Here is a 19013-nt window from a genome sequence, read left to right as displayed (position 1 = left end):
GGCCCCTGCGGGCCACCGCGCCGCACTCGCCCGCCCGGCAGCGCCCGCGCAGGGAGGCTCGGGCGGGGCGGGCGGCGGGGGACCAGCCTGTGCCGTAACAGCGCCCGGACGGGCGGGCGGAGGCGTTCCGGGCCGTCCGCCGGGGTCCTCGGCCACCGCAGGAGGCGGCTCGACGGGCTCCTGGCCGGAGGACGCAAGGGGCGCCGGGCCCCGACCGCCCTCGGGGGACCCTGCCGACGACGGCAGCGAGGCCGGGGGCGGAGCCGGGACCGGACCGCTCCCCGGGGCGGCGGCGGGCTGTTCCGCCGAGGAGGCGCCGCGCAGGTGCGGTTGGAGTGTGGGGAAGGGTGAAGGGGCAGAAGCGGGCGGGGTGTTGCCTTTCTCCACTCCGGTGCTCACCCGGCGCTCCCTCATGCCCTGTACCAGCGTGGTACCCGTTCGTGTGCGCGTCACTTTACGGGGTTGGCGGGAGATGCGGCTGCGCCGGGGCGCGACGGGTGCGGTGGCCGGGATCCGGGCCGCGGGCCTACCGCCTGGTAGCGGGGTCTGGCAGGCTGCGCCCATGTCCCTGCGCAGCGCGGACCGGACCCGGTACGACCGGGCGACCGCCCATCTCGACGCCCCCGTCGCCATCGTCGACCTGGCCGCGTTCGACGTGAACGCGGCCGACCTGGTCCGCCGTGCGGGCGGCAAGCCGGTACGGGTCGCCTCCAAGTCGGTGCGGTGCCGGGCGCTGCTCGAACGGGTGCTGGCCCGCGAGGGGTTCGCCGGGGTGATGGCCTTCACCCTTCCGGAGGCGCTGTGGCTGGCCCGGGCCGGCTTCGACGACATCCTGCTGGCCTACCCGTCGGCGGACCGGACAGCCTTCGCCGAGCTGGCGGCGGACCCGGAACTCGCCGCCGCCGTCTCGGTGATGGTGGACGACGAGGCCCAACTCGACCTGATCGACGCCTCCCGGGGCGCGGAGGGCACCGAACGCGTCCGGGTCTGTCTCGAACTGGACACCAGCCTGCGGGCGCTGGCCGGCCGGATCCGTGTCGGCGCGCTGCGCTCGCCGCTGCGCGCCCCCGGCGAACTGGGCGCGTTCGCCCGGCGGGTCGCCGCCCGGCCGGGTTTCCGCGTGGTGGGGGTGATGGCCTACGAGGGGCACATCGCCGGCGTCGGCGACACGGTACGCGGGCGTCCGGGCCGGTCGCTCGCGGTGCGGCTGATGCAGTCCGCGGCCCGGCGGGAACTGGCCGGCCGGCGGGCCGCCGCGGTGGCGGCGGTGCGGGAGGCCGTTCCGGACCTGGAGTTCGTCAACGGCGGCGGGACCGGCAGCGTCCAGCACACGGCGGCGGAGGACGCGGTGACGGAGGTGGCGGCGGGCTCGGGCCTGTACGTACCGCGGCTGTTCGACAACTACACGTCCTTCCACGGCCGCCCCGCCGCGCTGTTCGCGCTGCCGGTGGTGCGGCGGCCGGGGGTGGGCGTGGTGACCGTGCTCGGCGGCGGCTACCCGGCCTCCGGCGCGGCGGGCAGGGACCGGCTGCCCGAGCCCTGGCTGCCCGAGGGGCTGCGCTATGACCCGCAGGAGGGTCCGGGCGAGGTGCAGACCCCGCTGCTCGGGCCGGCCGCCGACGACCTGCTGATCGGCGACAAGGTGTGGTTCCGGCACGCCAAGGCGGGCGAGTTGTGCGAGCGCTTCGCCGAACTCCATCTGGTGGAGGGCGAGTCAGTGGTCGCGGTGGCCCCGACGTACCGGGGCGAGGGCCGGACGTTCCTGTAGCACTCCCCCTCTCCCCCGCCTGTCGGGTCCGCTCCTCCGTTCCCGTCGGGGACCTCCCACCGCTCCCGTCGGGTCCCCGGGAACACCCGCGTCCGGGAGCCCCGCGGCGCACGGACCCCGGACGCACGGACCCCGGACGCACGGCCGGCCCCCGCAGTTGCGGAGGCCGGGTGCGCGCGGAGCGGGTCCGGGGGCCCTGAGAAGGCGGGGCCGCCGGGTGTCGGGCGGGATGGTTCGTCGCGGACCGGGCTCAGACGCCGGTGCCGCCCCCGCCGGAACCGGCGGTGCCGCTGGATGCCTTGATGCCCTTGGTGATCGTGTCCATGGTGTCGAGGCCGGGTGCCTTGCCGCTGACGTCGAACCCGAAGCGGATCACGACCAGCAGGTCGCGGGTGGGCGACGGGAACGCCAGGGACTCCACGTAACCGCTGGTTCCGGACGCGGTGTCGACCTTCCACCGCACCAGGTAGCCCTGCTTGCCCGCCACCGTGACCGACTCGGACGCCAGCTGCTCGTGGGAGGTGGTCTTGCCGTAGATGTCGGAGCCGTACGCCTGCTCGGCGTTGCCGGCGATGTCCTCCTTGGCGGCCGCCTCGGCCGTGGTGGACTTCAGGTTCAGGGCCAGCGCGGGCTGGGCGAAGACACCGCCGCGCACGCACGTCGAGGTCGAGTCCTGCGGGCAGGGGTAGCTGCCGGTGACGACGTCGGCCGTGCTGCTGTCGGTGGACTCGTCACCGGTCCAGCCCTTCAGGACGGGCAGGCTGATGCCGTCCAGCGGGTCCGCCGCGGTGCCGGGACCCGTGACGGTCTTGCCGCCGGTGCCCGGGCTCTCCGGCTGCTGGGTGTCGGGGGCCTGGCCGCCGCTGCCGCCCAGGCCGCCGCTATCCCCGCCCAGGCCGCCGCTCCCGTTGCCGTTGCCGTTCCCGCCACGGTTGAAGCCGCCGCTGGGCGCCGTGCTCGGAGTGCTCTGGGCCTTGTTGTCGCTGCTGCTGTTGTCGCCCAGCACCAGCACGCCCGCGATGACGCCGCCGATCACCACGAGCGCGGCGACGATCGAGAGCACCACGGTGCTGGTGCGCCGCCGCCCGCCCCCGCCGCCGGATATGACGGTGGCGGGTGGATAGCCGCCGTACGGCTGCCCGCCGTAGGGCTGGACACCGTAGGGCTGGACACCGTACGGCTGGTCCTGGGGCTGCCCGTACGGCTGGGCGCCCTGCTGCGGGGTGTCCTGCTGCGGCGTGCCCGGGCCCGGCGCGGTCCGCGTGTACTCCGTCCACTCGGTCCCGTTCCACCAGCGTTCCATGGCCGGGCCGTTGCCTGTGTGCCCGGGTTCTGGGTACCAGCCGGGCGGGGTCGTCGTCGTCACGGCGTCACCTTATGGCCCGAGCATGAGAATCCCGTAAGCACGGCGGTCACAGGGCGGTCACACCGGGCAGCGGACGCCTCAGCAGCGGCACGGCGGCGTCCCGCCCAGGCGAATCCGCCCATGTCAGGGCGGGTGGGGAACGGCCCGGACAGGATCCGGCAGGTCGGTGGCGGGTCCCTTCCCACCGGGCGCCGCGCTCCCGGCCCGCTCCCTGGCCGACGCCGTCCGCCGGCGTCCCGTCAGCCGGGATGCCCGCCGCCGGCACGGTCCGCACCGCCCGGAGCGGCTCCGGGCCGGGAGCGGGTCAGCGCGAGCAGGTCGCGGGCCGGGCCGGCCGGCCGGTGGCCGGCCGGCCAGACCGCGCGCAGGGCCCGCCGCAGGGTGAGGCCGGCCACCGGGACGCGCACCAGCCGCCCCGCGGCCAGCTCCTCGGCCACCGCCAGCTCGCTGAGCACGGCCGCCCGGCCCCGCCGACCGCCGCGGACTTGACCGCCGTGGTGGACGCCAGCTCCAGCAGCGGCGCGGCCGGTCCGCCGTGTCCGGTCAGGGCCGCGTCCAGCACCTGGCGCGTCCCCGAACCCGGTTCGCGCAGCAGCAGCGGTGCCGCGGCCAGCTCGGCCGCTCGCAGCGGGGTGCGCCGGACGGCCCACGGATGCCAGGGCGCGGTGACCACCAGCAGGTGGTCGTGGCCCACGACGGCCGCGTCCAGGCCGGGCGGTACGTCCAGGCCCTCAACGAAGCCGAGGTCGGCGGCGCCCGCGCCCACCTGCTCGGCCACGGCCGCGGAGTTGCCCGCGGCCAGGGAGACCGCGGTATCCGGCAGCCGTTCGTGCAGCGCCACCAGCCAGCCGGGCAGCAGGTACTCGGCCACCGTCATGCTGGCCGCCACCCGCAGGCGGGAGTCGCGCCGCCCGCGCAGCGCCCGCGCCCCGGCGTCGAACACCTCCGCGGCCTCCACCACCCGCTGCGCCCACTCGCTGACCAGGGCGCCTTCGTCGGTGAGCCGCGAGCCGCGCGGGGAGCGGCGGACCAGCGCGACGCCGAGCCGGGTCTCCAGCGCGCGCAGCCGCCCGCTCGCCGCCGGCTGGCTGATCCCCAGCTCCCGGGCGGCCCGTCCCAGGCTGCCCAGCCGGGCGACGGCCAGCAGCAGCTCCAGCGCGCCGAGGTCGGGCACCCGGTGCGCCAGCGGCGCGGTCCCCGGAGCCGCCCGCCCGGCCCCGCCGAGCGGTCCAGAACCCTCGGACCCACCCGAGGCCCCGGACCCACGGGACCCACGGGCCCACGGGGCCCACCCGAGGCCCCGGTAGCGCGCGACCCGCCCGCAGCACCCTGGGCACCCGGACCGCCCGGGGCACCGGCGTCCTCGGGCGGGTGCGTATGGGGAGAAATCGCGAGTGCGCTCATCACTCCAGCTTATGACCTGATAGCCGCGCGGTCGCTACCGGAGCGCCCCGCGCGGCGGCATCGTCGCAGGTATGAGCACCCTCACCGCGCCCGCAGCCCCCGCCCCACCCCGTTCCACCCGTGTCCGGGGCGGCGCGCTGCGGGAGTTCGGCCCGAACTGGTACGCGGCGGTGATGGGCACGTCGATCACGGCCAGCGCCGGGGCCGGACTGCCCGGCCGCCCCGGGTGGCTGCACGCCGCGTGCACGGGGCTGTGGGCGCTGTCCGTCGTGGTGCTGCTGGCCGTGCTGGCCGCCCGTGCCGGGCACTGGCTGCGCCACGCCGACCGGGCCCGCGAGCACCTGGCCGACCCCGCGGTCGCCCCGTTCTACGGCTGCCTGCCGATGGCGCTGCTGGCCGTGGGCACCGGAACCCTGCTGCTGGGGCCCGGGGTGCTGGGGGCCCACACGGCGGTCGCGGTGGACGCGGTGCTCTGGACGGTCGGAGCGGCGGCGGCGCTGCTGGTCGCGATCGCGGTGCCGTACCTGATGGTGACGCGGCACCGGATCGGCCCGGACGACGCCTCCCCGGTGTGGCTGCTGCCGCTGGTGGCGCCGATGGTGGCCGCCGCGTCCGGTCCGGCGCTGGTGGCGCACCTGCCGGCCGGGGCGCACCAGGCCCGCGCCACCCTGCTGCTGGCCTGCTCGGGGATGTTCGGGGCGAGCCTGCTGTGCGTGCTGGTGGTGCTGCCGCTGGTGTGGGGGCGGCTGGTGCGGCACCCGCTGCCGCTGGCGCTGACCCCGACGCTGCTGCTGGTGCTGGGGCCGCTGGGCCAGTCCACCACCGCCGCCGGCAACCTCGCCGACGCCGCCTCGGGCGGGCTCCCGGTGTACGCGGGCGCGCTGCGGGCGTTCTCGGTGCTGTACGGGGTGCCGGTGATGGGCTTCGCGCTGCTGTGGCTGGTGCTGTCGGCGGCGCTGCTGCTGCGGGCGGCCCGCGCCGGGATGGGCTTTGCGATGACGTGGTGGGCCTTCACCTTCCCGGTGGGCACCATCGTGACGGGCGCCTCGGCGCTGGCCCGGCACACCGGCGTCCACCCGGTGACGTGGCTCGCGGCGGCCCTCTACGTCCTGCTCGCGGCCGGTTTCCTCGGCGCGGCCGGCGGCACCGTACGGCAGCTGGCGGGCGCGCGCCGCGCGGCGTGACCGCGTGGACGGCGGCAGGGGGACGGCGGGGGGACGGCGTTCCCCGTCCACCGGGCCGGAGCGCTCGGTACCGGGGTTGACGGCGCGCCCCGGTGAAGCGCGCGGGTACGGGAGGCGGTGCGCCCAGCCCCCGCCCCGCCGGATCAGTAGGCGCGGGCGGCGGCCAGCTGACGTGCCAGCACCTCGGCCGCGTCCACCAGCGACGGCCCGTACCAGGTCAGGCGGCGGCCGTCGACGAGGGCGGCGGGCAGCCCGGGGAACGCCTCGGGCCCGTCCTGCGCGGTGAAGCGGTACGGCTCGTCGGGCAGCACCACGAGGCCGGGGGTGCCCGGCAGCCGCGCGGGGTCGAAGCGGGGATAGCGCTCGGCCGCGCCGGACAGCACGTGGTCGACGCCGAGCCGCGCGAGCAGGTCCCCCGCGAACGTGTCGCGGCCCAGCCCCGTCCACGGCCGCCGCCACACCGGCACCACCGCCCGGCGGCGCGGCCCGGCGGGTACGGGCGGCCGGGCCCACGCGGCCCGGGCGGCGTCCAGCCAGGCCGGCCGGGGCAGCCCGCAGCCGCCCACCAGCAGCCGCTCCATCTCGGCGAAGGCATCCGGCAGCGTCCGCACCCGGGTGACGAGCACCCGCAGCCCGGCCGCGCGCAGTACGGCCAGGTCCGCCTCGCGGTTCTCCTCCTCGTTGGCCACGACGAGGTCGGGGGCGAGGGACATGACGGCGGCCGTGTCGGGGTTCTTGGTGCCGCCGATCCGCACCACGTCCAGGCCGGCCGGGTGGGTGCACCAGTCGGTGGCGCCCACCAGCAGTCCGGGCGCGGTCAGGGCGACGGACTCGGTGAGCGAGGGCACGAGGGAGACGACCCGCCGCACCCGGTGGGCCTGCTCTTGCACGGTCACCTCCCCACCCTACGAGCGTGCGGAACGGGCGTACCGGCTGCCACGGCCCGCCGGCCCGGGGCGCCGGGGCGACCGGCAGGCGCTCGCGCACCTCGCCCGTGTCCGGTACGACGGCCCCGCCCGGCCGCTGCCGCCGGGTGTCGGTGGGGCGTGCCATGCTGGCGGGCGTGAACGATGCGACCACGGAGGGCGGGTCCGGCGGCGGGCTCATGCTGCTGGACACCGCGAGCCTGTACTTCCGCGCGTACTTCGGCGTGCCCGAGTCGGTGAAGGCGCCGGACGGCACGCCGGTCAACGCGGTGCGCGGACTGCTGGACTTCATCGCGCGGCTGGTGTCCGACCACTCCCCCGGCTCGCTGGTGGCGTGCATGGACGCCGACTGGCGGCCGCAGTGGAGGGTGGACCTCATCCCGTCGTACAAGGCGCACCGGGTGGCCGATCCGGCCGACGGCAGCGAGGAGGTCCCCGACACCCTCTCGCCGCAGGTGCCGGTGATCGAGGCGGTGCTGGACGCGGTGGGCATCACCCGGGTGGGCGTGCCCGGGTACGAGGCGGACGACGTGATCGGCACCCTCGCGACGGCCGCGCCCGGCCCGGCGGCGATCGTCACCGGGGACCGCGACCTGTTCCAGCTGGTCGACGACGCGCGCGGGGTCCGGGTCCTCTTCCCCCGCAAGGGTGTCGGCGACGTGGACGTGCTGGACGGCGCGGCGCTGGTGGAGCGGTACGGCGTCACCCCAGGCCAGTACGCCGACTTCGCGGCCCTGCGCGGCGACCCGAGCGACGGCCTGCCCGGGGTGAAGGGCATCGGCGAGAAGACCGCGGCCGAGCTCGTCCGCCAGTACGGCGACCTCGCCGGGGTGCGGGCGGCGGCCGAGGAGCCGTTCTCGAAGCTGACCCCGGCGCGCCGGCGCAACATCCTGGCCGCCTCCGCCTATCTGGACGTGGCGCCCAAGGTGGTGCGGGTCGCGGACGACGTGCCGTTGCCCCCGCTCTCCCCCGAACTGCCCCGGACCCCGGCCGCACCCGAGGAGTTGGCCGTGCTCGCCTCCCGCTGGGGTCTGGGCGGCTCCCTCAGCCGCCTGCTGGACGCCCTCGCCGCCCGCTGAGCGCACGCCGCGCCGCCCGAAGGCCCGAGCCACCACCCGAAAGCCCGAGCCACCACCCGCTGATCCGAAGCGCGGGCAGGCGCCCTCGCCTTCCGGTGGGACGCGCACCGGCAGCCGGCTCCCCCGGCCGACCCGGCGGTACCGCACCTGGGGGCGAGGCACCTGCCCCCAGGTGCGGTGCGTACGGGGCCGCGGTCAGGTCCCGAGGGTCTGGCCGTCAGCGCGCCGGACCGGTCCTCACCCGGCCGCCGGCACGACCGCGCCCGCCCGGTTCACCGCCGCGAGGACCGCCCGCACCGCCGCCCCCGCCGGTGTCCCGGCCCGCCCGGCGCCCCACACGCCGCGCCCGCCGGACACGATCCGCACGTAGGCGGCGTGCTCCCGCTCGCCGCCCGGCCGCGGCTCGATCCCGTGCCCGGCGCACTGGTCGACGCTGATGCCGGCTCCGTGCGCCGCGCCGTCCGCCGCCCCGTCCGCCGTCTCCTCCGTTGCCGCGAGCGCCGCCGCCACGGCGGCCAACGGCGTTCCGCCGCTGCCGCGCACCTCCCGCGCCGGGCCGTCCTCATGCCGCAGGACGCCGCGGAACTCGTACCGTCCCGGGGCGGTCTCGGTGGCCGTCCACTCGGTCAGGGCCGGCGGCGCCGCGTCGGCCGGGGCCAGGTACTCCCGCTCGAACAGCGCGCCCAGCTGCTCCGCGATGACCTCGCGCCCGCTGCCGTCGGCGGCGTCCTGGACCACCAGCGAGAAGTCGGCCCGCAGTCCGCGTGGCAGGTCCAGCCCGTGCCGGTCGAGCAGCAGGTAGGCGATGCCGCCCTTGCCCGACTGGCTGTTGACGCGGATGACGGCCTCGTAGTCGCGCCCGATGTCGGCCGGGTCGATCGGCAGGTAGGGCACCTCCCAGGGGATGCGGCCGGGCGGCAGTCCGGCCTCGGCGGCGCGCCGGGCGTGTGCCTCCAGGCCCTTCTTGATGGCGTCCTGGTGCGTGCCGGAGTAGGCGGTGTGCACCAGGTCCCCGGCGTAGGGGTGGCGCCCGGGCACCGGCAGGCGGTTGCAGTACTCCACGACGGCGCGGATGCCGTCGAGGTCGGACAGGTCCAGCATCGGGTCGACGCCCTGGGTGTGCAGGTTCAGCGCGAGGGTGACGAGGTCGACGTTGCCGGTCCGTTCGCCGTTGCCGAAGAGGCAGCCCTCCACCCGCTGCGCCCCCGCGAGCAGCGCGAGTTCGGCGCAGGCGACGCCGGTGCCGCGGTCGTTGTGCGGGTGGACGGAGAGCACCACGGCGTCACGGCGGTCCAGGTGCCGGTGGGCGTACTCGATCTGGTCGGCGTAGACGTCCGGGGTGGCGATCTCCACGGTGGCGGGCAGGTTGTGCACCACCGGCCGGGCCGGGTCGGCGTCCCACAACGCGGTCAGGCCGTTGCAGACCTCCAGGACGAAGTCGGGCTCGGTGAGGTTGAAGACCTCCGGGGAGAACTGGAACCGCAGGCCGGGACGGTCCCCGGCCAGCCGGGCCATGAGACGGGCGGCGTCCTCGACCAGCGCGCGCACCTCGGCGCGGTCCCGGCCCAGGACGAGCCGCCGCCACAGCGGCGCCGTCGCCGTGTACAGGTGGACCACCGCGCGGGGCACGCCCGCCAGGGCGGCGAAGGTCCGCTCGACGAGGTCGGCCCGGGCGGCTGTGAAGACGACCGGGGTGACGTCCTCCGGCAGGGCTCCCGGGACGGCCAGGCGGCGGACGAAGTCGAAGTCGGTGCGGCTCGCCGAGGGGTAGCCGACCTCGATCTCCTTGAAGCCCATGGCCACCTGGAGGTCGAACATCAGCTGCTTGCGGTCGGGGTCCATCGGCTCGGCGAGCGCCTGGTTGCCGTCGCGCAGGTCGACGGGGACCCACAGCGGCGCCTGTTCGATGCGGCGGCCGGGCCACTGGCGGACCGGCGCGGCGGGCAGTCCGACGCGGCGGTGGGCGGGCAGGTAGCGGTGGGAGGGCATGGCGCCGCCGCGCTGCGGGTTCCAGGCGGGGGCACCGCCGGGTACGGGTCCCTGCGGCGGGCGGACGGCCGCGGGCTCGGGAGCCGTGGTCGCGGGCTGGGGGGCGGGGCCGAGGCCGGGAGGGCGCCACCGGGATCGCCGGTGCCGGCGACCGGTTCGGTGGCGATGGGCGGTTCAGGGGCGGGGGCCGGTTCGGTGCCGACGGCCGGTTCGGGGACGGCTCGGGCTGTGCTGTGCCTGCTGGGCATGCGTGTTGGGCCTTACGTCTGCGATGGGGCTCCGGCGCCCGGCGCGGCGGACGCGCTCGCGGTCCGTCCCAGGTCGCCGGCCGACCGGCAGCACCGAACCCCGCGGCGGGGTGCCGGTCGCGGTCAGGCCCCGCCGCGGCGGCCGAGAAGGAGGCCCCGCTGCGTCATGGCGGGTAGGCTAGCCACAGAACAACTCCTCAGACAAGCTGAGAGGTGAACCGGACATGCCGCTCGACTCGCTGCGGCCGAGCCCCTTGGTGGAGCAGGCCGCTCTCCGGATGCGGGAGCAGATCGCCGACGGCCACTGGCCGGTGGGCAGCCGGCTGCCGGGCGAGACCTCGCTCGCGGCCGAGCTGGGCGTGGGCCGCTCCACGGTCCGCGAGGCGCTGCGGGCACTGGCCGGTGCGGGCCTGGTGCGCACCCGGCAGGGCGCGGGCGTGTTCGTCATCGCCACCCGTCCGGTCGAGGACTGGCCGGCGAAGTTGCGCGGTGCCGCGCTCCTCGACGTCTACGAGGTGCGGACGATGCTGGAGGTGCAGGCCGCCCGGCTGGCCGCGCAGCGGCGCACCCCCGCGGACGCGGCGGCACTGCGCCAGGCGCTGGCCGCCAGGACGGCGGCGGCCGGCTCCGGCGGCCCGGCGTTCGTCGAGGCCGACATCGCCGTGCACGCGGCCGTGGTGGCCGCCGCCGGCAACCCGGTGCTCACCGACCTCTTCGCCGAGTTCACGCCGGTGCTGCGGGAGAACCTGACGGCGCTGCTGGACCTGCTGGACGTGGCCGAGCACGACGTGGAGCACGGAGCCGAGGCGCACGCGGCGCTGGTGGAGGCGGTCGTGGCGGGCGATCCGGACACCGCCGCCCGGGTGCTCTCCGTCGAACTGGAAGCCACCCGCGAGCAGTTGCGCGCCCTGACCGCGGCGCCGGAACAACCGGGCGAACGGGCCGGCGCCCCCGCCGGGTCCGCCACGCCGAACCCGGACCTGCCCGCGCGGCACGCCACCGTGGCGGCTCCGGCCGCACGCGGCACCCGCGCGCCGCAGGGCGCCGCGGACACGGACGGCGCCGCGGCGCCGGAGGCCGGGGAGGCGGAGGGGCAGGAGGCCGGGGCGTGACCGGCCTGCTGCCGCGGGAGCGGCGGGAGGTTGCGCCCGGCGCCGTGCACGTTCCGGACTGGCTGGACCCGGCCGCCCGGCGCGAGCTGGTCGCGGCCTGCCGGGAGTGGGCGCGCGGCCCGGTGCCGATGCGGCACACCCGGCTGCCGCGCGGCGGGGTGATGTCGGTCCAGACGGTCTGCGTGGGCTGGCACTGGCGGCCGTACGCGTACTCGCGGACCGCGCCGGACGTCAACGGGGCCCGGGTGGCCGCCTTCCCCGACTGGCTGGCCGACTTGGGCCGCCGTGCGGTGGCCGACGCCTACCAGGACACGGCGGCGAGCTCGGCGTACGCACCCGACACGGCCCTGGTCAACTTCTACGACGGCGCGGCGTCGATGGGCATGCACCAGGACAAGGACGAGCGCTCCTCCGCACCCGTGGTGAGCCTGAGCATCGGCGCCAGCTGCGTCTTCCGCTTCGGCAACACCGAGACCCGCACCCGCCCGTACACCGACGTCGAGTTGGGGTCGGGCGACCTGTTCGTCTTCGGCGGCCCCTCCCGGTTCGCCTTCCACGGCGTCCCCAGGACGCTCCCCGGCACCGGCGACCCCTCCACCGGCCTGGCCTCGGGCCGCCTCAACCTGACCCTCCGCACCACGGGTCTGCCGGGCTGAGTCCCTCTCCGCGGGCCCGTCGACACGAACCACGAGTCAGTCCAGCGGATCGGGCCAGTCGCTGGCGGGCAGCAGGTCGCGAAGGCTCGCCGTTCTGCGGCGGCCCAGAACCACTTCGCTGTCGAGGTTCGCCGGGTCGATCTGGCGCATGAACTCCCGGCACCGGCCGCACGGCGGGAGGACGTGCAGGACGCCCTCGTCGTTGCGCCACACGGCGACCACCTTCGCGATCCGGTACTCGCGGGCGGTCACCATGGCGGCGACGGCGGCGTGCTCCGCGCAGAACCCGGTGCCCGACCCGGTGTCGATACAGACGCCCGAGTACAGACCACCGGCATCGGTGACCAGTGCGGACCCCACGTCGCCGAACAGCCGGTCACCCACCCTGTGCGGGTTCAGCACGGCCTGGGCGGCGGCGATCAGCTCATCGTTCGTCATGGTGGTCGTACGGTGATCGTTCTTGGTGCTCATCGTGGTCACTTGGCGGAAGCTACCAACCCGCCTGTTCGGAAGGCCACGGGATTGCCGGGCCGTCCCGTACCTCACCGGTCCGCCCCGTCCTCCGGTCGGTTCCGAGGCCCGCCTTCTCGCGGCCGGTCTGAGGAGTCGGAGGATGGAAGGGTCCGAAGGGCTGAAGAGACTTGAAGGGTTGCGGGGTGCCGGCCGGACGGGCCCCGGTGCGGGGTCCGTCCGGCCGGCCGGGGTCAGTCCTTGGCCAGGGTGAAGTCCTTCGTCGTGGTCGCCCCCTTCACGATCTTCACGGTGGCCACGGTCGGCTGGTAGCCGTCCTTGGCGACGATGAGCTGGAGCGGGTTGTTCCGCACGTCGAGCCAGAGCTGGTACGTGCCGTCCTTCGCGGTCTTGAGGGTGTAGTGGGTCGCCCAGGTGTCGATCTGGACGGTCGCCCCGGCCAGCCCGGCGCTGTCCGGGCCGGTCACCGTGCCGGTGATCTTGCCCCAGGTGGCGGGCGGGTTGACGGTCAGCGAGACGTCCACCGGGGTGAGCCGGTAGGGGGTGTCGCTGCTGAACGACAGCTTGGCGGTGTAGGTGCCGGGCTGGGTGACCTCGGGGACGGAGGCGTCCAGGGCGACGGTCACGGTGGTGCTGGCGCCCGGCGCCAGGGTCACGGTGTCCGGTGTCTCCGACAGCCAGGTGACGTCGCCGCCGGCGGTCTGGTCGTACCCGGCGAGGACCTCGGCGGTCTTGACGGGCGTGTAGCCCTGCTGGCCGCCCACCGCGAAGAAGCCGGGGGCGCCGCCGCCGCGGTAGAGCGAGGCGTTGGCGTTGGGCAGGGCGCTCCAGGAGCCCGAGTCGGGGTTGTACGCCCAGGTCTGGTTGGTCAGCGCCTCGCCGTTGTCGACGATGCCGCCCTGGACCAGCAGCAGGCCGTTGGCCGCGGCGGAGTAGGCGCCCCAGGCGTCGGTGGGCTGGTCGGCGATCGGCGACCAGGCGTCGGTGGACGGGTCGTAGACGTAGGCGTGGCTGGTGGAGCCTTCGTCGGTGGTGCCGCCGGAGCAGTAGAGCTTGCCGGCGACGGCCCCGCAGCTGTTCCAGGACACCGGCTCCGGGTAGGAGGCGGCGGCGGACCAGGTGTCGGTGGCGGAGTCGTAGACGGAGACGTTCTTGACGCCGCAGCTTTCGTCGGTGCAGCCGCCGACGGAGTAGAGCTTGCCGTCGATGACCGCGCTGCCGGCGCCGGCGAAGGGGTGGGGCAGGGGGGCGGCGGTGGACCAGGTGCCGGCGGCGATGTCGTACACCTCGGTCTTGGCGTCCGGTGCGCCGTCCGGGCCCCAGCCGCCGGATATGTAGAGCTTGCCGTCGATGACGCCGTGGACCGGGCTCTCGCGGACGTCGGCGGCGGAGGCGAGCTTGGCCCAGGCTCCGGTGTCGGCGCTCCACGCGTACAGGTCGCTGGTGTCCACCAGGCCGTTGTAGCCGAAGGAGGAGTAGACCGTGCCCTCGTAGCTGTCGACGGCGTTGCTTCCGGTGGCCACCGGAAGGTCCGGCAGCGACTGCCAGGCGCTCCCGGCCGCGGGTTGGGCCGCCGAGACGGCCGCGGTGGTGCTGGAGGTGGCGGACTCGGCCAGTGACAGCTTGCTGTAGTCGCCCTTGATCAGGGCCAGCGGGGCACCCGCGCCGGCCGGTACGGCGCCGCCCGGGGTCTCGCCGACGGTGAGGGTGGCCGGCTCGGTGCCGGTGTTCTTCACCGTCAGCTTCTGCGTGGCGCTCTTGCCCCAGGCCACGGTCTTGTCGACGGCGCCCGGGGTGACGGTGAGCCGGCCGGCCGTCAGCTTCAGGTTGCGCTGGACGGCGCCGCCCGCCACGACCTTGGCCGAACCGGTGACGGCGGTGTAGTGGGAGGCCGCCGCGGTCACGGGGACGGCGCCGGTGGTGCCGGCGAACGACCAGTAGAAGCCGTCACCGAGCCCCGGGTCGTCCGGGGTGGCGATGGTGGTGGTGTGCAGGTCGCCCGGGGTGGGGCTGGTGACGGTGGCGCCGTTGACGCCGGCCTTGGTGTTGGCGTCGGTGACGGTGCCGACGACGAGGCCGCCGGTCACCGGGTCGTAGGCGCGGTTGCCCGTGAAGACGTTGTCCAGCTCCCACCAGTACGCCCAGGTGCCGGTGTAGTGGAAGCGCACCCGGACGGTGCTGCCCGCGTAGTCGGTGAGCGGCAGCTCGACGTGGCCGGTGAAGGACGCGGTGGACTTCGTCCACAGCGTCGTCCAGGTGGCGCCGTCGTCGGTGGATACGTCCACGTCGGCGCTGGACAGGCCGTACCCGCGGTAGTCGGTGTCGAAGTCGATCACCGGGCCGGTTTCGCCGGTGAGGTCCAGCGGCGGGGAGACCAGGCTGGTGTCCTCATGGCTGCCGCTGCCGAAGTGGTCGCTGTCGACGACGGCGAAGCCGCCCTTGCCACCGGTCAGGTTGCCGCGCTGGCCGGGGTCCGAGAAGGACCAGCCGGTGGCGCTGTCGGCGGTCGTGTCGACCGTCCATCCGTCGGGGGCGGCGGTGGTCGAGTCGAACGCCTCGGTCTTGCCGACGAGGTCGACGGTGTAGCCGGCCGCCTCGTCGGTGGTCGGGTCGACCTTCACCGGGATGTCGACGGTCTTCGCGGTGGTACCGAGGTCGACCTTCTCGTCCACCGTCCGGTAGCCGGGGTAGGCGGCCGTGACGTGCAGGGTGTAGGAGGTGTCCTCCGGCAGGCTCAGGGAGAAGTCTCCGGTGGCCGGGTCGGTGAAGACCGGGCCGCCGGGCACGCCGTCGGCGGTGATCTTCGCGTAGAGCGGCCAGCCCTGGCCGGAGCCGTCGGTGACCTTGCCGCTGACGGTCTGCCGGGCCACCGCGTCCAGGGCGAACGCCTCGGTGACGGTGGCGCCGTCGACCAGGTCGACTCCGCTGGCGGTGCCGCTGGAGTAGCCGTAGGCGGACGCGGTCACGGTGTAGGTGCCCGGCGGGATGGTGAGGGTGTACGTGCCGTCGGCGCCGGTGGTGGCGGTGTTGCCGCCCGCGGTGACGCTGGCGCCGGCGACGGGGGCGCCGGTGGCGTGGTCGGTGACGGTGCCGGTGATCTCACCGTGCGGGCCGCTGCGGAAGTCGGCCAGGCCGTTGGGGGTGCCCAGGCCGGTCGGCCCGTCCCAGCCGGTCCCGGCGGTGCACAGCACGGAGGGGGTGCAGGTGCCGTTCTTGCCGGTGGTCACGTCGTTGAGGGCGCTCGGGTTGTCGTACAGGTAGGAGTTGGGGTACGTGCCGGCGCTCGGGGTGCCCGCGTCGGCGTAGACCCCGGCGATGATCGGGGACGAGGCGCTGGTGCCGCCGTACACCGACCAGCCGCCACCGCCGTACGTCTGGTACACCGACACGCCGGTGGCGGGGTCGGCGACCGCGGACACGTCGGTTTCCGCGCGCTTGTCGCAGGAGGTGGCGGTGCCGCCCTGGAAGGACGGCCTGGGCTCGTACAGCGAGCAGCCCGAGCCCGGTCCGCCGAAGGAGTTGTTCCACACCGACTCGCTCCAGCCGCGGCTGCTGCCGGTGTCGCGGCTCAGCGCGGTGCCGCCGACGGAGGTGACGTACGGCGAGGCCGCCGGGTAGGAGACGCCGTAGTCGTCGTCACCGCTGGAGGCGATCACCGCGACGCCGGGGTGGTTGTAGTACGGGTCCAGCGCGGTCGTCTCGGAGGGGTCCTCTCCGCTGCCGGCCGTGGAGTCGTAGTAGGAGCCGTAGGAGTTGGAGACGTAGCCGGCGCCCAGTGCCACCGCCTCGTCCACCGACGCGCCGAGGTCCGTGGAGTCGGCGGCGTCCGCCTCCACGAGCAGGATGTGCGCCTGGGGTGCGACGGCCGAGACCATGTCGAGGTCGAGGGAGATCTCCCCGGACCAGTCGGGGTCGGGGGAGGGCAGGTCGTCGGTTCCGCCTCGCTGGCTCACCTTCGTGAAGCAGCCGTCGTCCGAGGAGCACGCGGGCAGCCCGAACTGCTGCCGGTAGACGGCCAGGTCGGCCTCGGCGGTGGGGTCGTCGAAGGCGTCGACGATCGCGACGGTGGCACCGGCTCCGCCGTCGGCGGGCAGGCTGTAGGCGCTGCGCAGATCCGCGGGGCCGTATCCGTCCGGGGTGGCGGCGGCCGGCTGGACCCCCTTCTTGGCAACGATGTCAGTGCGCCGCAGAGCGAAGCAGGTGAACTCTCCGGGCTTCGCGGCGGGGCACGCGCGCTCCACGTCGCCGGCGGCGGCGCCGTCCTTGCCCTGCGCCGCCTGCTGGTCCTGCTGCTTCTGCTGCTTCTGTTCGGCCTGGTCGGCGTCCGCGGCCTGGTGGGCCGGCTGCGCCTGACGGCTCGTCGCCGGCGCGCCCGCCGTGGCGGCCGCGGCGGTGACCGCCATGGGCACTTGTAGTCCGATGGCGGCGAGCGCCGCCGCCGCGACGGCGGCGACCGCGCCGCGTCTGAGCGAGGTTGTACGCAAGGGGGGTCTCCTCGGAGCGTTACCTGCGTGGATGCCGGGGTGGCCGGCCACGACCCGATGGGCCGCTTGCGTATAACTACGCATCACCAGGCCCTTGCGAATCCTTTACTGATTGACGGATACCTGCCAAGAAGTGCGCCCCACGGGTCCGGCACGTTCCCGCCAGCCACGATTCACACCACCGACATCACGCGATGACACCCGCCGAGTAGAGTCGCAGGTTTATCCGCCTTTACATTACTGACACAACGTCATCACACCCTTCGGCCCGACGCCCGGCACCCACGGCCTCCGGCCTCCGCCCGCGACGCGCCGCGCACCGCACGCCGCACACCGCCGCCGACAGGCCCTGCCGGGCACACCCGCCGGCGCGCACCCGCCGGGAGGCACCTCCCCGGGAACGCGTTCGGGCCGGCGCCCCGATGCGGAGGGCGCCGGCCCGTTCACTCGTCCCAGGTCCAGCGGCGGTTCGGCCGGCCCGTCGCGGCCAGGTCGCCGGACGGGCCGAGACGGCGTGCCGGTCACGGATGCGGCGGCACGCCGCTGCCGGTCAGGAGGCCGTGCAGGTGAGCGCGGGCGCGGTGAGCGTTCCCGTGCCGGTGCCCTGGAGCCCGAAGGTGGTCGAGCCCTGCGCGGCCAGCGCGCCGTTGTAGGAGAGATTGACGGCCTTCACGGATGCGCCGGTCTGCGTGATGGTCGCGCTCCAGCCGCTGGTCTCCTGCTGGGAGCCCGGCCAGGTCCACGCCACCGTCCACCCGTTGACGGCAGAACCGCCGGCCGTGACGGTGACCGTGGCGGTGAAGCCGCTGTCCCACTGGTTGTCCACGTGCAGGGTCGCGGTGCAGCCGCCGCTCCCCGTCCCCCCGGTGCTGCCGCCGCTGCTCCCGCTCGACGTGCCCGCCGACGTACCGGTGGTGGTACCCGCCGACGTGCCGGACGTGGTACCCGCCGACGTGCCGGACGTGGTGCCGCTCGAAGTGCCCGCGGTGGTACCGGATGTCGTGCCCGCCGACGTACCGGTGGTGGTACCCGCCGAGGTGCCGGACGTCGTGCCCGCCGACGTACCCGCGGTCGTACCCGCCGACGTACCGCCCGACGTGCCGCCGGTGCCGCCGAATCCGGGCGCCTTGATGCTCGCGAGGTACCCGTCCTTGACGGTGTCCACCGTCTGCCAGTCGTCCTTGAGGATGCCGCCGGTGTCGCCGGAGTCGGGGTTCCAGGACCAGAACGTCCAGCTGAGGCTGTCACCGCCGTACGTGGCCGTCGGCCGCATGTAGTCCACCAGCGCCTTCAGCCACTGCTGGTCGGTGGTCGACTGGAGCGTGGTGCCGAACTCGCCGACCCACACCGGGGCGATGTTCTGCTTGAAGAGGTAGCCCCAGTACTTGTCCCACACGCCGGGCATGTTGGCCGGGAAGGTCGGGTCGGTGAACCAGCTCTGCTGGGAGACGCTGGTGGCGTAGTCGTGGGCCGAGTACACCACCCGGTTGGCCACGTTGAGCTCCACCGGGTACTGGCCGGCGCCCATCAGGTTGCCGCCCCACCAGCCGGAGGTGCCGTTGAAGGTCTGGACGCCCTCCACGAAGATCAGCAGGTTCGGGTTGACGCCGAGGACGGCGTTGCCGCCCCGCTCGGCGGCCAGCCGCCAGTCGATCGTCGTGTCGCCGCAGCCCCAGCAGGCCGGGTCGTGCGGCTCGTTGTGGAGGTCGATGCCGACCACCGTCGGGTTGCCCTGGTAACGGGTGGCCAGCGCCTTGAGGTTGGTGATCCACGTCGACTCGGGGACCGAGCTCGTGTACCACAGGGCGGACTGGCCGCCGGCGTCCGGACGGTGCCGGTCCAGGATGATCTTCAGCCCGATCTGCCCTGCGTAGTCCACGATCTTGTCCATCACCTGAAGGGACGTCAGGCCCTGGAGGTCGGTGTTCATGTTGTAGAAGTTGATGCTGTTGGGCATCGTGCCCGGCTTGAAGATGTCATCGCTGTACGGCAGCCGGATGGTGTTGTAGCCCAGCGACTTCATCTGGTTCATCATGTCCTTGTAGTCGCGCGACCAGAGGCCATGGACCACGTCGTTGGACGTCTCGAAGCCGAACCAGTTCACGCCCGCGATACGTACGGGCTGGTTGGCCGAGTCCAGGATCTGCCGCCCGCTGGTGTGCCAGTAGCCCGTGCCGGCCGCGGCCGTCGCGGCGGGCGCCGCGGGCGCGGCGGCGAGGGAAGCCGCGGTGGCGGCCGGCTGGCCCACGAGCGCGAGCAGTCCCATCAGGGCGGCGGCCGCGCCTGCGGCTACCAGGGCCCGCAGCCTGCGGGGTCGTGCCGGTGG

10 protein-coding genes and 2 pseudogenes are annotated in these 19013 nt (G+C 75.0%); 5 read left to right on the top strand and 7 right to left on the bottom strand.

Translation table 11 applies throughout. From position 1 onward, the window contains the following. The first annotated feature begins 562 nt into the window (after nt 1-562). On the top strand, nt 563-1768 hold the full coding sequence (locus BS72_RS27310) for an amino acid deaminase/aldolase (RefSeq protein ID WP_037914405.1): 1206 nt from the start codon (nt 563-565) through the stop codon (nt 1766-1768). Between the two features lie 250 nt (nt 1769-2018). On the opposite strand, the gene BS72_RS27305 is transcribed toward BS72_RS27310, so the two are convergent. Together BS72_RS27305 and BS72_RS27300 are read right to left on the bottom strand one after the other, a co-directional pair. Continuing rightward, nucleotides 2019-3134 (bottom strand): DUF2510 domain-containing protein, encoded by a 1116-nt coding sequence (locus tag BS72_RS27305; RefSeq protein ID WP_037914404.1) that lies wholly within the window; start codon nt 3132-3134, stop codon nt 2019-2021. Nucleotides 3135-3373: 239 nt separating this feature from the next. After that, nucleotides 3374-4320 (bottom strand): annotated as a pseudogene (locus tag BS72_RS27300) (LysR family transcriptional regulator). 289 nt (nt 4321-4609) lie between these two features. Between BS72_RS27300 and BS72_RS27295 the strand changes: the two are divergent. Beyond that, nucleotides 4610-5722 (top strand): SLAC1 family transporter, encoded by a 1113-nt coding sequence (locus BS72_RS27295; protein ID WP_051951762.1) that lies wholly within the window; start codon nt 4610-4612, stop codon nt 5720-5722. Between the two features lie 143 nt (nt 5723-5865). Here BS72_RS27295 and BS72_RS27290 read toward each other — a convergent pair whose 3' ends face one another. Beyond that, nucleotides 5866-6618: a helical backbone metal receptor gene (locus BS72_RS27290; protein ID WP_232792545.1), complete on the bottom strand. Its 753-nt coding sequence runs from the start codon at nt 6616-6618 to the stop codon at nt 5866-5868. Between the two features lie 209 nt (nt 6619-6827). Here BS72_RS27290 and BS72_RS27285 point away from each other — a divergent pair, with 209 nt between their 5' ends. After that, complete coding sequence (locus tag BS72_RS27285; RefSeq protein ID WP_037917912.1) at nt 6828-7727, top strand: 5'-3' exonuclease; 900 nt, start codon at nt 6828-6830, stop codon at nt 7725-7727. 237 nt (nt 7728-7964) lie between these two features. Here the strand turns inward: BS72_RS27285 and BS72_RS27280 are convergent, their stop codons facing one another. Further along, entirely contained in the window at nt 7965-9716 is a 1752-nt protein-coding gene (locus tag BS72_RS27280; protein ID WP_037914403.1) for a 2-isopropylmalate synthase, read from the bottom strand. A 472-nt stretch (nt 9717-10188) separates the two neighbouring features. Here BS72_RS27280 and BS72_RS27275 point away from each other — a divergent pair. Together BS72_RS27275 and BS72_RS27270 are read left to right on the top strand one after the other, a co-directional pair. Next, a pseudogene (locus tag BS72_RS27275) lies at nt 10189-10869 on the top strand (FadR/GntR family transcriptional regulator); the annotation flags it as partial. Nucleotides 10870-11072: 203 nt separating this feature from the next. Then, a complete protein-coding gene (locus BS72_RS27270; RefSeq protein WP_037914402.1) occupies nt 11073-11732 on the top strand; it encodes an alpha-ketoglutarate-dependent dioxygenase AlkB family protein in 660 nt (219 codons plus the stop codon). A gap of 36 nt (nt 11733-11768) precedes the next feature. On the opposite strand, the gene BS72_RS27265 is transcribed toward BS72_RS27270, so the two are convergent. From BS72_RS27265 to BS72_RS27255, 3 genes are all read right to left on the bottom strand, one after another. Beyond that, on the bottom strand, nt 11769-12212 hold the full coding sequence (locus BS72_RS27265) for a cytidine deaminase family protein (RefSeq protein ID WP_198545961.1): 444 nt from the start codon (nt 12210-12212) through the stop codon (nt 11769-11771). A gap of 224 nt (nt 12213-12436) precedes the next feature. Then, the gene (locus tag BS72_RS39330) at nt 12437-16687 is read right to left on the bottom strand and encodes a carboxypeptidase regulatory-like domain-containing protein (RefSeq protein WP_265736813.1); all 4251 of its coding nucleotides are present in this window, start codon (nt 16685-16687) and stop codon (nt 12437-12439) included. Between the two features lie 550 nt (nt 16688-17237). After that, nucleotides 17238-18953 carry a cellulase family glycosylhydrolase gene (locus BS72_RS27255; RefSeq protein ID WP_078901670.1) on the bottom strand — a complete coding sequence of 572 codons (1716 nt, stop codon included), beginning with the start codon at nt 18951-18953 and terminating at the stop codon, nt 17238-17240. Nucleotides 18954-19013 lie beyond the last annotated feature (60 nt).

Source organism: Actinacidiphila yeochonensis CN732, assembly GCF_000745345.1.
Taxonomy (GTDB): Bacteria; Actinomycetota; Actinomycetes; order Streptomycetales; family Streptomycetaceae; genus Actinacidiphila; species Actinacidiphila yeochonensis.
The sequence above is the reverse complement of the archived record's forward strand: the minus strand, read 5'-3'. Positions and strand labels throughout refer to the sequence as shown.

Excerpts from the sequence above, each read along its gene's own strand:
- BS72_RS27310 (WP_037914405.1), top strand. The coding sequence starts at position 563 with ATGTCCCTGCGCAGCGCGGACCGGACCCGGTACGACCGGGCGACCGCC.
- BS72_RS27295 (WP_051951762.1), top strand. The coding sequence starts at position 4,610 with ATGAGCACCCTCACCGCGCCCGCAGCCCCCGCCCCACCCCGTTCCACC.
- BS72_RS27285 (WP_037917912.1), top strand. The coding sequence starts at position 6,828 with ATGCTGCTGGACACCGCGAGCCTGTACTTCCGCGCGTACTTCGGCGTG.
- BS72_RS27280 (WP_037914403.1), bottom strand. The coding sequence starts at position 9,716 with ATGCCCTCCCACCGCTACCTGCCCGCCCACCGCCGCGTCGGACTGCCC.
- BS72_RS27255 (WP_078901670.1), bottom strand. The coding sequence starts at position 18,953 with ATGGGACTGCTCGCGCTCGTGGGCCAGCCGGCCGCCACCGCGGCTTCC.